The 14,480-nt window shown below is 69.5% G+C and carries 3 protein-coding genes and 1 pseudogene; all 4 read right to left on the bottom strand.

The features are described from left to right. Positions 1 to 165: 165 nt before the first annotated feature. A pseudogene (locus tag AJAP_RS45445) lies at positions 166 to 9,473 on the bottom strand (amino acid adenylation domain-containing protein). 32 nt (positions 9,474 to 9,505) lie between these two features. Then, positions 9,506 to 11,458, bottom strand: a complete 1,953-nt coding sequence (locus AJAP_RS31695) for an ABC transporter ATP-binding protein (RefSeq protein WP_038518281.1) — start codon at positions 11,456 to 11,458, stop codon at positions 9,506 to 9,508. A gap of 181 nt (positions 11,459 to 11,639) precedes the next feature. Then, positions 11,640 to 12,470: a prephenate dehydrogenase gene (locus AJAP_RS31700; protein WP_038518284.1), complete on the bottom strand. Its 831-nt coding sequence runs from the start codon at positions 12,468 to 12,470 to the stop codon at positions 11,640 to 11,642. Between the two features lie 137 nt (positions 12,471 to 12,607). Next, positions 12,608 to 13,405: a winged helix-turn-helix transcriptional regulator gene (locus tag AJAP_RS31705; RefSeq protein ID WP_038518287.1), complete on the bottom strand. Its 798-nt coding sequence runs from the start codon at positions 13,403 to 13,405 to the stop codon at positions 12,608 to 12,610. Positions 13,406 to 14,480: the final 1,075 nt, after the last annotated feature.

Here is a 14,480-nt window from a genome sequence, read left to right on the forward strand (position 1 = left end):
GCAACATGCCCACCGGTGCCGGATGCGCCGAAGGGGACTTTCACCGCATCCCATGCGGCGAAAGTCCCCTTCGTCCAGGAACCGTTGGCCCTCACCGGGGTCGTGAGTGGCGTTTCGGGTTCTAACCCGAAACGCCACTCACGACCCCAAGGCGAAAAGCGAGCCTCACACGGTGTCGAACTCCGACTCCAGTTCCTCGATCTCGTCCTTGCCCATGTCGACCAGTTCGAAGTCGGCGGCGGGTTTCCGCGCCGCGGGGACCTCGTCCGGTTCCTCCCCTAATTCGACGAACGACGCGAGCCCCGCCGGGGTCCGGTACTCGAACACCTCCCGCGCGCCGAAGGTCATCCCCTCGCGCCGCGCCCGCGCCGCCAGCTGCATCGAGACGATCGAATCGCCGCCCAGCTCGAAGAAACTGTCGTCCGCTCCGACCCGCGCCAGCCCGAGCATTTCGGCGAACAGCTCGCACAGCAGCCGTTCGATCTCCGTGACCGGTTCCCTGCCGGCGATGTGCCCGCTGAAATCGGGCTCCGGCAACGCCTTCCGGTCGACCTTGCCGTTCGCGTTCACCGGCAGCGCGGCCAGCGCCATCACCACCGACGGCACCATGTACTCCGGCAGCAGCCCGGCGATCCGCTCCCGCAGCCGCACCGGATCCACCCCCGCGCCGGACACGACGTACCCGATCAGCCGTCCATCACGGACCGCCACCACCGCCTGGTCGACGCCCGGCTGGTCCGCCAGTACCGCCTCGACCTCGCCCGGTTCCACGCGATAGCCGCGGATCTTGACCTGCGTGTCCGCCCGTCCGGCGAAGACCAGCTCACCTTCGTCGTTCCAGTAGGCCAGATCCCCCGTCCGGTACATGCGCTCGCCGGACGCGAACGGGTCGGCGACGAACCGTTCGGCCGTCAGCGCCGTCCGGCCCAGGTAGCCGTGCGCCACCCCGGCGCCCGCGATGTACAGGTCGCCCGCGACGCCCGGCGGCAGCGGCCGCAGGAAGACGTCCAGTACGTACAGCCGCCGTCCCGGATGCGGCTTCCCGATCGGCAGCGTCGTGCCCAGCTCGTCACCGGGCTCGATCACCTTCCACGACGCGCAGAACGTCGTTTCCGTCGGACCGTAAGTGTGGAGCACGCGCAGATCCGGACAGGCCTGCCGCACCCGCTCCACGGCACCGAGCGGCACCACGTCCCCGCCGGTCTGGAAGTACCGCAGCCCCGCGAAGCAGTCCGGCTTCTCCTGCACCAGCGCGCGGAACTGCCCGGCGGTGAAGTTCACCGAGGTGAGGCCTTCCGCCGCGTGGGCGGCGAGCCGGTCCGCGTCGATCACACCAGGGCCGGCGAGGATCACCCGCGCCCCCGCCACGAGCGGTACCAAGACCTCGTACAACGCCGGGTCGAACGTGTGCGGCGCGTGCATCAGCACCGCGTCGCCGGGGTGCAGGTCCCACACCTTGTACCCCAGCAGCGCCGCGACGCCGCCGTGCGAGACGGCCACGCCCTTCGGCGTCCCGGTCGACCCGGACGTGTACATCACGTACGCCAGATCGTTCGCACCGACCGGTACCAGCGAAGCCTCACCGGAAACCCGATCGTCCACGAGGATCCGCTGATATCCGGACGGTGTCGCGGTCCCGGCCCGGCACACCACCGCGGCCGCCGAGGAATCCTCCAGCATGAACGCGACCCGCTCGGCCGGATAGTCCGGATCGATCGGCACGTACACCGCCCCGGCCTTCCAGACCGCGAGCCAGGCCGCCAGCAGCTCCGCCGACCTTTCGACCACCACCCCGACACGGTCGCCGCGCCGCACGCCCCGGGCCGTCAGCACCGTGGCGAGTTTCCCGGACCATTCGTCGAGTTCCGCGAACGACCATTCCCGGTCCGCGGCCACGATCGCCGTCGCGTGCGGGGTCCGTTTCACCTGACGGCCGAACATCTCCACCGCCGACGCCGCGTCGACGATGTCGTCCGTTTCGTTCCAGCGCTCGACCACCAGCGCACGCCCGGCGGCGTCCAGCACGTCCAGCCTGCCGACCGGCGTCCCCGGCTCCGCGATGATCTGCTCCAGCACCAGGGTGAGCCCGTCCAGCGCCGCCTTGGCGACGGAGTCTTCGACGACGTCCGCGTGATACTGCAGTTCGATTTCGAGGCTTTCGCCCGGCATGACACCCAGCGTGATCGCGTACGGCGTCGCCTGGTTGAAGTCCCGCAAGGTCAGGCTGAGCGCGGACGGCGAGTCGCTCGCCGGGTCGGCGTAGTTCTCGAACACGACGATCGTGTCGAAACCCGCCTCGCCCAGCTTTTGGATCTCCGGAAGGCCGAGATGGTGGTGCGCCATCATCTCCGACTGGCGCCCCTGCAGCTCCGTGAGCATCCGCAAGACCGGCTGAGCCGCGTCCAACCGCACCCGCACCGGCACGGTGTTGATGAACAGGCCCACGGTCTGCTCCGCGCCGGGCAGTTCGGCGGGCCGTCCGGAGACCACCGCGCCGAACACCACGTCCTGACGGCGGGAAAGCCTCGCCAGCACCAGCGACCACGCGCCCTGAACGAGCGTGTTGAACGTCAACCCGTTGCCACGAGCGAACTCGGCCAATGCGGTGGTGAACTCCGGCGAATGACGGACCACCTCGCTCGACGGCAGTCCGTGCGCCTTGCCGGGGTTTTCCGGCAACCCGAGCGCCGAGCCGTCGGCACCGTCCAGCTCCGTGCGCCAGGCCGCCTTGGCGGCCTCCTTGTCCTGCTTTCCCAGCCATGCCAGGTAGTTCCCGTAGGAACCAGGGGCACGCGCGACGCCACCCGTCGCGTAGATCTCGAGGAGGTCCGCCTCCATGATCGCCCGCGACCAGCCGTCGATGAGCAGGTGATGGCTCGTGGTCACCAGACAGTGCTTGTCCGGGCCGAGCCGGATCAGCATCAACCGCAGCAACGGCGGCCGCGTGAGGTCGAACCGCGTGGAGCGTTCCTTCTCCGCGATCACGGTCGCCTCGGCCAGCGCGTCCTCTTCGGACAGATCGGACAGATCCCGTTCGGCCCACGGGAGTTTGACCTCTCGGGGGATGAGCTGGATCGTCTCTCCGTTCTTCCGCCGCTGGAAACTCGCCCGCAGCGCGGCATGCCTGGCGAGGACGATCTCCCAGGACTTCCGGAACCGTTCCGTGTCCAGGGGTCCGTCGATGATCTGCGTCTGCTGGATGAGATGGATGTCGGGCGCCTCGTCGTCCAACGAGGCGTGGTAGAGCATGCCCGCCTGCATCGGGGAGAGGGGCCAGACTTCGGCCAGTGCCGATCCAGTGTTCGTCGAAGTTTTCACGATGCCCGGCCTTCGCTGAGTTCCGCTGCCAATGCTTCGAAGCTCTCGATCTCGTCCTGGTCCAATTCGAGGAGACCGAAATCGGATGCGGTGTGCCCGCCCGCGGCGGGGTCTTCCGCTTGGGCGGCCAGCCCGGACAACACGGCCAGCAGTTCCTGGACGAGTCGTTCGATCCCGGCCTCGTCGAACACGCCGTCCGACCATTCGAGCATGAGGATCAGTTCCGGCCCGTCCGGCAGGTCCTGGACGATCGCGTTGACGTCCAGCCCGTGCGGCAGCCGCATGTCCGCGTCGACGGAGCCGCCGATCTCGCCCGTCTGCTGCCAAGCCCGCACGTCGCCACCGTCACCCGCGGCGAACCGCCCGAGGTAGTTGAACCCGATCCGCGCCGACGGCAGCTCCGCCAGCGAGAGCGCGGTCTCGGCGTTGAGGTAGCGCAGCAAGCCGTACCCGAGCCCGTCGCCGGGCACCGCACGCGACTGTTCCTTGACGACCTTCAGCAACGTCCCCGCCGCCGCGTCCCCGGCGAGCACCCCGGCCAGGTCGATCCCGGAGACGTCGAGGCGGACCGGATGCGTGCTGGTGAACCAGCCCACCGTCCTGGACAGATCCATGCCCTCGGCGGGATGACGACCGTGGCCCTCGACGTCCACCAGCACCGAGTCCGTCTCGCTCCACCGCGCCACGGCTCCCGCGAGCCCGGCCAGCAGGACCTCGTGCACACCGCAGTGGAACACCACCGGGGCCCGCCCGACCAGCACCGACGTCTCCGCCGCAGGCACCACCCACGACCGCGAGCGCACCTCGCCGACCGCGGCCTGCTGGGTTCCGGTTCCGAGAATCGCCTGCCACGCGGGAAGTTCCGCGACCCGCTCGGCGGAGACGGCCCATTCCTCCAGCAGCCCCGCCCATCGCCGGAAGGACACCGCCACCGGCTCCAGTTCCGGTTTCCGCCCGGCGGCGGCGGCCTCACACGCGGCCTGCAGATCCGCCGCCAGGACCCGCCACGAAACCCCGTCGACGACGAGGTGATGCGCCACCACGATGATCCGGCCCACCCGCTCCGGTCCGGCGTCCAACCACACGGTTTGGACGACCACGCCGGCGGCGGGATCCAGCCGTCCGACGGCCTCCCGGGCCGCGGCGGTCTCGTCCGGCTCGCCTTCGACCTTCACCCGCGTGAAGATCCCGGCCGAGCCGCGTTCGCCGACCACCAGCCGTCTGTCGACGATCCGTGCCCGCAGCATGTCGTGCGTGTCCAGCACCGCTGTCAGCCCGGCGGTCAGCGTCTCTTCCGTCAGATCCGCGGGAGCGCCCAGGACGATCCACTGCGCGAACCCCGGGGCCGCGACGCCGTCCCCGAACAGCCGCATCACCGGCGTCATCGCGACTTCACCGACACCATCGGCCGCCACGGCCGACTCCTGCCGGGGAACCAGGGTCACCAGCTGCGCGAGCCGTTCGGGAGTCCGGTGCTCGAACACCTGCTTCGGCGTGAGCGAGATACCGTCACGACGCGCGCGGGACGCGACCTGCATGGACGAGATCGAATCCCCGCCCAGCTCGAAGAAACTGTCCTCGACCCCGGCCCGCGCCAGCCCGAGCACCTCGGCGAAGACCTCGCACAGGATCCGCTCGGCCTCGTTCGCCGGTTCCCTGCCGACCGTCTTCGACGAGAAATCCGGTTCGGGCAACGCCTTCCGGTCGATCTTGCCGTGCGGTGTCAGCGGCAGGACGTCCAGCGCCATCACGGCCGCGGGCACCATGTACGCCGGCATCCGCTCGGCGAGTTCGGTCCGCAGCGCCTCCGGGTCGACGTCGCCCGGCGACACGTAGGCCACCAGACGGCCCTCGCGAACGGTCACCGTCGCTTGGGTGACGCGAGGATTGTTGGACAGCGCGAACTCGATCTCGCGCGGCTCGACCCGGAACCCGCGGATCTTCACCTGGTCGTCGGCCCGGCCGGCGGACACCAGCTCGTCCTCGTCCGTCCAATAGGCGAGGTCGCCCGTCCGGTACATCCGCTCACCGGCGACGAACGGATCGGCGACGAACCGCTCGGACGTCAGCGCCGCGCGGCCCAGATATCCCCGCGCCACCCCGATTCCGGCCAGGTACAGCTCACCGACGACGCCCCGCGGCAACGGGCGGAGGAACGCGTCCAGCAGATAGCCGCGGACACCGGCGATCGGCCCGCCGAACGGGATGATCTCGCCGTGCGGCGCCAGCGGCATGCTCACCGTCGCGCAGATCGTGGTCTCGGTGGGCCCGTAGGCGTTGAGCATCCGACGGTCGGCCGAAAGCCGGTCCACCAGCCCGGGCGGGCAGAGCTCGCCCGCCGCGGTCACCGTCCGCACGCCTGCCGGGAAGACGTCCACGGTGGCCAGCACCGACGGCGGTGCCTTCACATGCGTGACGTCCCAGCGCTCCAGCGTGTCGCTCAACGACGCCTGCGGCGGCAGATCCTCGTCCGGCGGCATCACCAGCGTCGCCCCGGAAAGCAACGCCATCATCACCTCGGACACGATGGTGTCGAAGCCGAGTGCCGCGAACTGCAGCACACGGGACGACGGCGTCACGGCGAGCCGTTCGATATGCGCCATCGCCAGGTTGCCCAGGCCCGAGTACGTGACGATGACACCCTTCGGCGTCCCCGTCGAGCCCGACGTGTAGATCACGTACGCCGCGTCGCGCATCCCCACCTTCGGCAAGGCCGCTTCCGGGGCCGCCGTCAGGTCGAGTTCGTCGAGCACGACGATCCGGTCGGCGAATTCCTCCGGTACCGCGTCGCGGGTCTTTCGCTGACACACCACCAGCATCGGATCCGCGCTGCCGAAGATCAGCTTCACCCGCTCGGCCGGATACGCCGGATCCACCGGGACGAAGACACCGCCCGCCAGCGAAACCCCGAGCATCCCGATGAGCCACCACGCGGACCGTCCCGCCACGAGCCCGACCCGGCGTTCGCGGTCGACCCCGCCCGCCCGCAGGACGGCGGCGAACCTCGTCGCGCGGTCCCACAGTTCCGCGTAGGTCAGGTCGCCTTCCCCGTCCGTGACCGCCACCGCGTCCGGCCGCTCGGCCGCCATCCGCCCGATCAGCTCCGGCAGCGGCTCGCCGTCCAGCAGCGCGGGTTCCCAGCGGGGCAACGGGATCTCACCCATTCCGGTCCGCCCGACGAGGGCGGACGGGTCCTCGACGACGGCGCCGAGCGCGCCGACGAACCAGTCCAGCAGGGAATCGGCGACGGCCCGGTCGATCTGCCCGCGCCAATAAGCGAGCTGGATCCGGAACTCGTCGCCGGGGATCACCCCGACGGTCACCGGGTAGTGCGTACCTTCGACCGTGCCCAGATACGAGAACTGGTCGGCGAAATCCCGCGGGTAGTTCTCGAACACCAACAGCGTGTCGAACAACGCGCCGGGTCCGGCCGTCTTCTGGATCTCCGTAAGACCCAGGTGCTGATGCGGCATCAAGGCGACCTGGCGCCGCTGCAGGCCGGTGAGCATGTCCACTATGGACTGTGTGCCGTCCAGTGAGACCCGCACCGGGATCGTGTTCATCATCAGCCCCGGCATCGCCTCCACACCGGGAAGTTCGGCGGGGCGGCAGGCGACCGTGGTGCCGAACACCACGTCGGTCCGCCGCGCGAGCCGCGCCAGCACCAGCGCCCACGCGCCCTGCACCACCGTGGCCAGTGTCAGCCCGTGGTCGCGGGCGAAACCGGTGAGCCGGGTGTAGAGCTCCGGCGCGAGATGGGTGACGCGGTAGTCGTAGTCCGTCGCCGCGTCCGATTTGGCGACCAGCCCGGGCACGTCGATGTCGGACAGCTCCGCCTGCCACGCCGTGCGCGCCGCTTCCTTGTCCTGCCTGTCCAACCACGCCAGATAGTCGCGGTACGAGGCGGCCGTCCGCTCCGGGAAACCCCCGGCGGTGTAAGCCGCCGACACCTCGTTGAGGATCACCGCCACCGACCAGCCGTCGGTCAGGATGTGGTGATTGACCACGAGCAGCCGGTGCCGGTCCTCGCCGACCTTGATCAGGACGAGCCGGAAAAGCGGCGCCTTGGCGAGATCGAACCGGTCCCGCTGCTCCGCCGCGGACAGCGCCTTGACGGCCTCCTCGACGTCCGCGCCGGACAGATCGACCTCGCGCCACGGCAGGTCGACATGACCGGCGACGGCCTGCACCGCCTTGCCCGAAGAGAGCCGGTGGAAGGTCAGCCGGAGCTCGGGGTGCCGGGCGAAGACCGCCTCCCACACCGAACGCAGCCTGGCGACGTCCAGCTCGCCGGTCAGCTCCACGATCCACTGGGTCTGGTAGATGTCGGGACCCTGGTCGTCGAGGGTCGTCTGGAAGAGCAAGCCCGCCTGGAGCGGCGCCAGCGGCCAGACCGCCACGGCGTCCGGGACCGCGGCCGCGAGTTCCGCCTCGTCTTCCGCGGTCAGCTCGATCAGCGGACCGGTGACCTGCTGATCGGCCGCCACGGCACCCGCCACCGCGGCCAGCCGTGCGGGTGTCTGCTCCCGGAAGATCTGCGACGGCGTCACCAGCAGACCGGCCTTCGCCGCACGGGCCGCCACGCGCACCGCGAGGATCGAATCCCCGCCCAGCGCGAAGAAGCCGTCGTCGACGCCCGCACCGGCCGAACCGAGCACTTCAGCGAACAGTCCACAAAGGACACGCTCGGTCTCCGTGACGGGTTCGCGTCCGCCGGTCTTCGCCGTGAAGTCGGGGGCGGGCAACGCCGCCCGGTCGACCTTGCCGTTGCCGGTGAGCGGCAACGCGTCCACCGTCATCACCACGGCGGGGACCAGGTGGTCCGGCAGCACCGCGCCGAGCCGCTCGCGGACGAGAGCGGGATCGACGTCCGCCACGACGTAACCGATCAGCCGTCCGTCGATCGGCACCACGACGGCCTCGTGGACGTCCGGCTGGGCGGTCATCGCGGCTTCGACCTCGCCGGGTTCGACGCGGAAACCGCGGATCTTCACCTGGTCGTCGACGCGGCCCGCGAAGAGCAGCTCGCCGTCCGGTGTCCACTTCGCGAGGTCGCCGGTCCGGTACATCCTTTCGCCCGGCGCGAACGGATCCGCCACGAACCGCTCGGCCGTCAGCCCTGGCCGGGCGAGATAGCCGTCGGCGAGACCGGCGCCGGACAGGTACAGCTCGCCGACCACGTCCGGCGCCACCGGCCGCAGCGAGTCGTCCAGCACCCAGGCCCGGCGGCCGGAAAGCGGACGGCCGATCGGCAGGACCGAGACCGGCTCGTCCTCCGGTTCGAGCACGAACCAGGTGGCGCACAGCGTCGTCTCGGTCGGCCCGTACAGATGCCGGATCCGCGCGCCCGGCGCGGCCTGCCGGACGCGGTCCACCGCGTGCGCGGGCACCAGGTCCCCACCGGTCAGGATCTCGCGCAGCCCCGCGAACGATTCCGGCGCTTCCTCCGCCACCGCACGGAAACTGCCCGCGGTGAGATGCGCGCGCGTCACCCCGCCCGCGACCGCCTCCCGCAGGCGCCGCGCGTCCACCGGCCCCGGCTCGGCGATCACGACCCTGGCGCCCGACACCAGCGGAACCCAGATCTCGCACAGGGACGCGTCGAAGGAATGCGGCGCGTGCATGAGGACCGCGTCGTCGGGTTCCATCGCCCAGCCGGGATCCCCCACCAGTTCCGCGACGCTGGCGTGCGGGACGGCCACGCCCTTCGGTTTGCCCGTCGACCCGGACGTGTACATCACGTACGCCAGGTCTTCCGGGCTCGCCGGGACGACCGCGGCCTCGCCCGCGTCGTCCGTGACGAGAAGGGACTCGATCCCCGCCGGGACGCCGTCGCGGGTCGCGGCGGAGCACAGCATCAGGGACGCGCCCGAATCCTCGACCATGAACGCCACCCGCGGCGCGGGGTACGAGGCGTCCACCGGCACGTAGGCCGCGCCCGCCTTCCAGACGGCGAGCAGCGCCACCAGCAGATCCGCCGAGCGATCCAGCATGACCGCGACCCGTCCGCCGACACCGACGCCGCGGGCGATCAGCTTCCCGGCCAGCCTGCCCGCGAGCTCGTCGAGCTCCCGGTAGGTGAGGGCCCGGTCCCCGTCGGCCACGGCCACCGCGTCCGGTGCCCGGTCCACCTGCCGGGCGAAGAGGGCCGGCACCGTCGACGCGGCCTGCGCTGCGGAACTCATCGTCATCCTCCGTAGACCACGGTGTCCAGCGGTTCAGGCTCTTCGTCGAACTCGTCTTCCTCGGGCTCCGGTTTGGCCGCGTTGTTCTCCGGCCTGGCGAACTGCGTGTGATAGAGCTCCGAGTACAACCCGCCCCGCGCCAGCAATTCGTCGTGCGTGCCGCGTTCACGGACCGTTCCGCCGTCGATCACGAGGATCTGGTCGGCCTCGCGGATCGTGGACAACCGGTGCGCGATCACCAGCGACGTCCGGCTGCGCAGCGCGGTCTTGAGCGCCCGCTGGACGGCGGCCTCCGACTCGGAGTCCAGATGCGCGGTCGCCTCGTCGAGCACGACGACCGTGGGCGCCTTCAGCAACAGCCGCGCGATGGCGAGCCGCTGCTTCTCCCCACCGGACATGCGGTAGCCGCGATCGCCGGTGACGGTGTCGAACCCGCGGGGCAGGGACTGGATCAGCTCCCAGATCTGCGCCCCCTTGCAGGCTTCGATCAGCTCGTCCTCGGTGGCCGTCGGGCGGGCGTAGAGCAGGTTCTCCCGGATCGTGTCGTGGAAGAGGTAGGCGTCCTGGCTGACCACCCCGACCGTCCCGCGGATCGAGTCGAAGGTCAGGTCGCGCAGATCGTGGCCGTCGAAGCGGACCGCTCCCGAATTCGGGTCGTACAGCCGCGACACCAGATGCGTCATGGTGCTCTTGCCGGCGCCGGACGGGCCGACGAGCGCGGTGAGCGTTCCGGCGGGGGCCTCGAAGCTGATGCCGCGCAGGACGTCCGCCGTGACGTCGCCGTGTTCCCGTTTGGTCCGCAGGTGCTCGAGCGACGCCAGCGAGACCTCGTCCGCGGTGGGATAGCGGAACGCCACGTCGTCGAACTCGATACCCGGGGCGACGTCCTTTTCGAGTTCCTTCGCGTCCGGGCGTTCCTGGATCAGCGGCTTCAGGTCGAGCAGCTCGAAGATCCGGGAGAAGCTCACCACGACGGTCTGCGCGGTCTCCTGCATCCCCGACAGCTGCGTGATCGGCCCGAACAGGCGCCCGAGCAGGGTGGCGATGGCGATGAGCGTCCCGAGCTGGAACGCACCGTCGATCACGAGCCCGCCGCCGACGCCGTAGACGACCGCCGTGGCGATCGAGGCCATCAGCGCCATCATGGCGAAGGACATCCGGGCCCAGATGGAGATGCTCACGCCGATCTTGCGGATCTTCCCGGCGCGCGTGCGGTAATCGGCCATCTCCTCGTCCGGGCGGCCGAAGAGCTTGGAGAGCATCGCGCCCTGGACGTTGAACCGCTCGTGCAGCAGGCCGCCGAGGCCGGCGTTCGTCTCCATCAACGTGCCCGTGCGCCGCTGGATGATCCGTCCCACCCAGATCCAGGGCACGACGAACAACGGCACCAGCACCAGCGTGACGAGCGCGACGAGCCAGGACAGGTAGAACAGTTCGGCCAGCACCAGCAGGACGGTGACCACGCTGGTGGCCGCCATCAGCAGATGCCCGAACGCCTGCTGCGCCATGATGAGCTCGGTGTGCAGCCTGCCGACCAGCACCCCGGTCTGGGTGCGGGTGAAGAACGCGATCGGCAGCCGCCGGACGTGATCCAGCGCCTGCACGCGGAGGTCGTAGGTGACGCCCTCCCCGATCTTCGCGGAGACGTACGCCGACATCAGCGACAACAACGCGCCCGCGACGGCCAGCCCGGCGGTCAGGACCGCCATCAGGATCACGACACCGAAGTCGTTCTTGAGGATGCCGCCGTCGATGAGTTCCTTCATCAGCAACGGGGTCGCGATGACGACGAACGCCTCCATCGCGGCGATGAGGACGAACAGCGCCACCTTGCCGACATGGGGACGGAAGTACGCGAGGACTCTGCGCACCGTCCCGGGGCGGACCCGGTTCGACCAGGGATCGGGGTCGTCATCGCTCTTGGGCGACGCCCCGAAGCGCAACATTACTTCCATTTGGGCATCCCTCTCACGCACGAAGTCGGCGAGCTCAATCGTGCTGAATCGTGTCGATGTCCACGAGTGGCCCCGGGAACACCGCCGTCTGTTCGTCCACAAAGGACTCGCGTGTTCCGCCCCCGAGCTCGCGAGTTCCGGCTCCAAGCACGCATGGGCGGTACTGAATCACGATGACTTGCTACCCGATGGCCGGGATCCGGCCGTGGCCGTCCACGCCCCGGCGCAGCAGTTCCGTCAGATCGTCCAGGTCACCGGCCCGCAGCGCGGTGGCCGCCGCGGCGAGGTCGGCCGCGATCCGGTCGAGCACCGCCGCCACCGGAACCGCGTTGCCGGAGAGAATCCTCCGCCACAGCAAAGGATTTCCGGCCGCGATGCGGGTGACGTCCCGCAACCCCTGCCCGGCGAGGCTCAGGGCGACGTCGTCGCCGCTCGCCAGGCTCGCCGCCACCGCCGAGGCGGCGACGTGCGGGGCGTGCGACACCAGCGCCACCGCCGAGTCGTGCTCGGCGGCGCCGACGGTGACGGCCTCGGCCCCGCACAGCGCCACCAGTCCGCGGGTCAGCCGCAGGGCCTCCGCCCCTGTTCCGGGGCCGGGGCACAGCGCCCAAGGGCGGCCGGCGAACAATCCCGCCCGTGCCGCCGCCGGACCGGATCGCTCCCGCCCGGCGAGCGGATGCCCTGGTACGTAAGAGGTCATGTCGCAGCCGAGGCGCTCCGCGTCGGCGATCGGATCGACCTTGACGCTGGCCACGTCGGTGTACGCCCGCGCCGCGCCCCGCTTCTGGAGTTCGGCCAGCCGCTCCCCCACGAGCTGCGGTGGGACCGCGATCACCGCCAGGTCCACTTCCTCGCCGGTCCATTCGCGCCCGGCGCCGAGCTCCCGCGCCACCCGGACGGCTTGCGCGTCGATGTCGGAGAGATGAACCGCCACACCCTTTTCCCGAAGGGACAACGCGGCCGAAGTGCCGATCAGGCCGGTGCCGACGACAAGCGCCTTCTCGATGGTCACAGCTACTTCTTAGGCCGCCCACCCGGTGATGTCGAGCGACGGGGCCTGGGCACCGCGCAAGAGAAAAGGGGACTTTCACCGCGTGAAGCGGAAAAGTCCCCTTCGCCCCGTCCGTGCCTACCCGATGCCGTCCGCGCTCATCGTGCGGCCAGATCGGTCGCCCGGTTCTCCAGATGATCCGCGAACCCCGCCCAGACCCTGGCGTGATCCCTGGCGAAACCGGCGACCACGCCGTACAGATGCGGCGGGACACCGTGCAGGATCCGTTCCCATTCCTGCCCGTCCATGGAGTGCATGGCGAGCATGCGCAACAGGATCCGGCCGACCTCGCTCAGCCGCAGCGCCGGGTCGGCCTTGAGCCGCTCCAGCACGGTGAGCCGTTCCCGGTCCAGCGAATGACCGAGGTCGGTTTCGGTGAGGCTCAACGGATCCGGCTTGGTCCGCAGTCTCCTGGTCCCGTCCGGGGTCGGGCTCTCACCACGCTCCAGCCTGCCGCGCACGTCCCGCACCGTCTCCGGGGAGATGCCGACCTGCTTGGCGACCTGGCGGAGCGACAGGCCGGGGTCGTTGCGGATCAGGTCGGCGGCGAGCTTCCGCCGCTCCGAACTGTCCACTGGACGGATCCGCCCGTCCCGCCCGATCCTGGCGCCGTTTCCGCCTTCGCCGCCACGTTTGCGCAGGTCCGCCACCGTGCCTGCGGAAATGCCGGTCGCCGAGGCCACCCGCCGATCGGACCACTGCGGATGCGTCCCGATGATCTGGACGGCCGCCCGTTTCCGATCCGCGAGCGAAAGCGGCAACCCGTGCCGGATGTTCGCTTCCACCGCGAGGACGAAGGCGTCGGACTCGGCGCCGTCGATGAACCTCGCGGAAATTTTCGTATCGCCCCTGACTCGTGCCGCCTTCAGCCGGTGCAGGCCATCGACCACCTGCATCGTCGGGCGGTGAACGAGAATGGGCGGAAGCTCCCACTCCGCCGACAACAGTGTCTCGACGTGCTCTGGATCCTCGCCCGAAGTCCGCGGCGAACAGGCAGAAGACAGTCTCGACAGCTCGATTTCGACGACAGGGAGAGCGGACAAGTCAACTCTCGTCGGATCCACCTAGCCCCCATTGAATCTGTTGATTCATCAACTATTTGGACACGCCACGAAACCCCACCGTCCAACTGCTCGGCTTCGGCGGTTGGACACCATGAACCCGTCCGATGCCGGCCTCGGCCGTTGGACGGGATGCCCTCGACGGTGAGGATCCCTCAAGCGCCGACGGGCGGAGCCGCGTGCGAGCGGCCCGCCACAACGGTCTCCCAGTTGACCGTTCGGCGCGTATTCCGACGAACTACCGAAGCTGAACGGCATCCTCCCATCGCCCCGACGGCGATCTGCGAGACGAACACTGACGGAACGGCTGCCCGCTTCAGTGCGAGGTCTCGGACATGTCCGATCTTATGGTTCCGGTTCAGAGGTTCGGCGAGTGAAGTCTTTGGTCTGCCTCGTGGTCGCGAGTCACCCGACGCGTCCCCCCTGTCCCCAGTAAAGCGCGCACACCATGTCAGCCCCAGCTGATGCGCACATGTGCAGCATGGCATGAACAATCCATGTCGGCAATTGACGAACAGTGTGATTTTCGTAGTGAAGGGAGCCCACAAGATCAATATCCGAAACTCCGCATGCGGTATTGACTCGATTGGCGAACATAAGTAAAGCACCCGCGTACACGCTTGTCCGGGCACTCCGGATTGGGCTGTTCGCAGGCTCCCTTAGGCCGTTCGCGCGGCTTGCCTTCTACTCGGAGGATCACTGCCCCCGCCGGTTCACGTTCCGTTCTTCGACACTTGTTCACACGAACGGCCGAGTCCGCTTCCCACGGTCTGGTCGGCGTGGAACGCCAGGAGCAAAGTGAAGGCGGGCATGATGTAAAGCGGTCAGCCCCAGGCCATCCACGACGTCGTGGCACCCCCGGCAATTCATGGGATGAAATGGTGTTCACGACCGGCTGGACGGATACACC

The sequence above is a fragment of the Amycolatopsis japonica genome (assembly GCF_000732925.1).
Lineage (GTDB): Bacteria > Actinomycetota > Actinomycetes > Mycobacteriales > Pseudonocardiaceae > Amycolatopsis > Amycolatopsis japonica.

Excerpts from the sequence above, each read along its gene's own strand:
- AJAP_RS31705 (WP_038518287.1), bottom strand. The coding sequence starts at position 13,405 with ATGCAGGTGGTCGATGGCCTGCACCGGCTGAAGGCGGCACGAGTCAGG.
- AJAP_RS31695 (WP_038518281.1), bottom strand. The coding sequence starts at position 11,458 with ATGGAAGTAATGTTGCGCTTCGGGGCGTCGCCCAAGAGCGATGACGAC.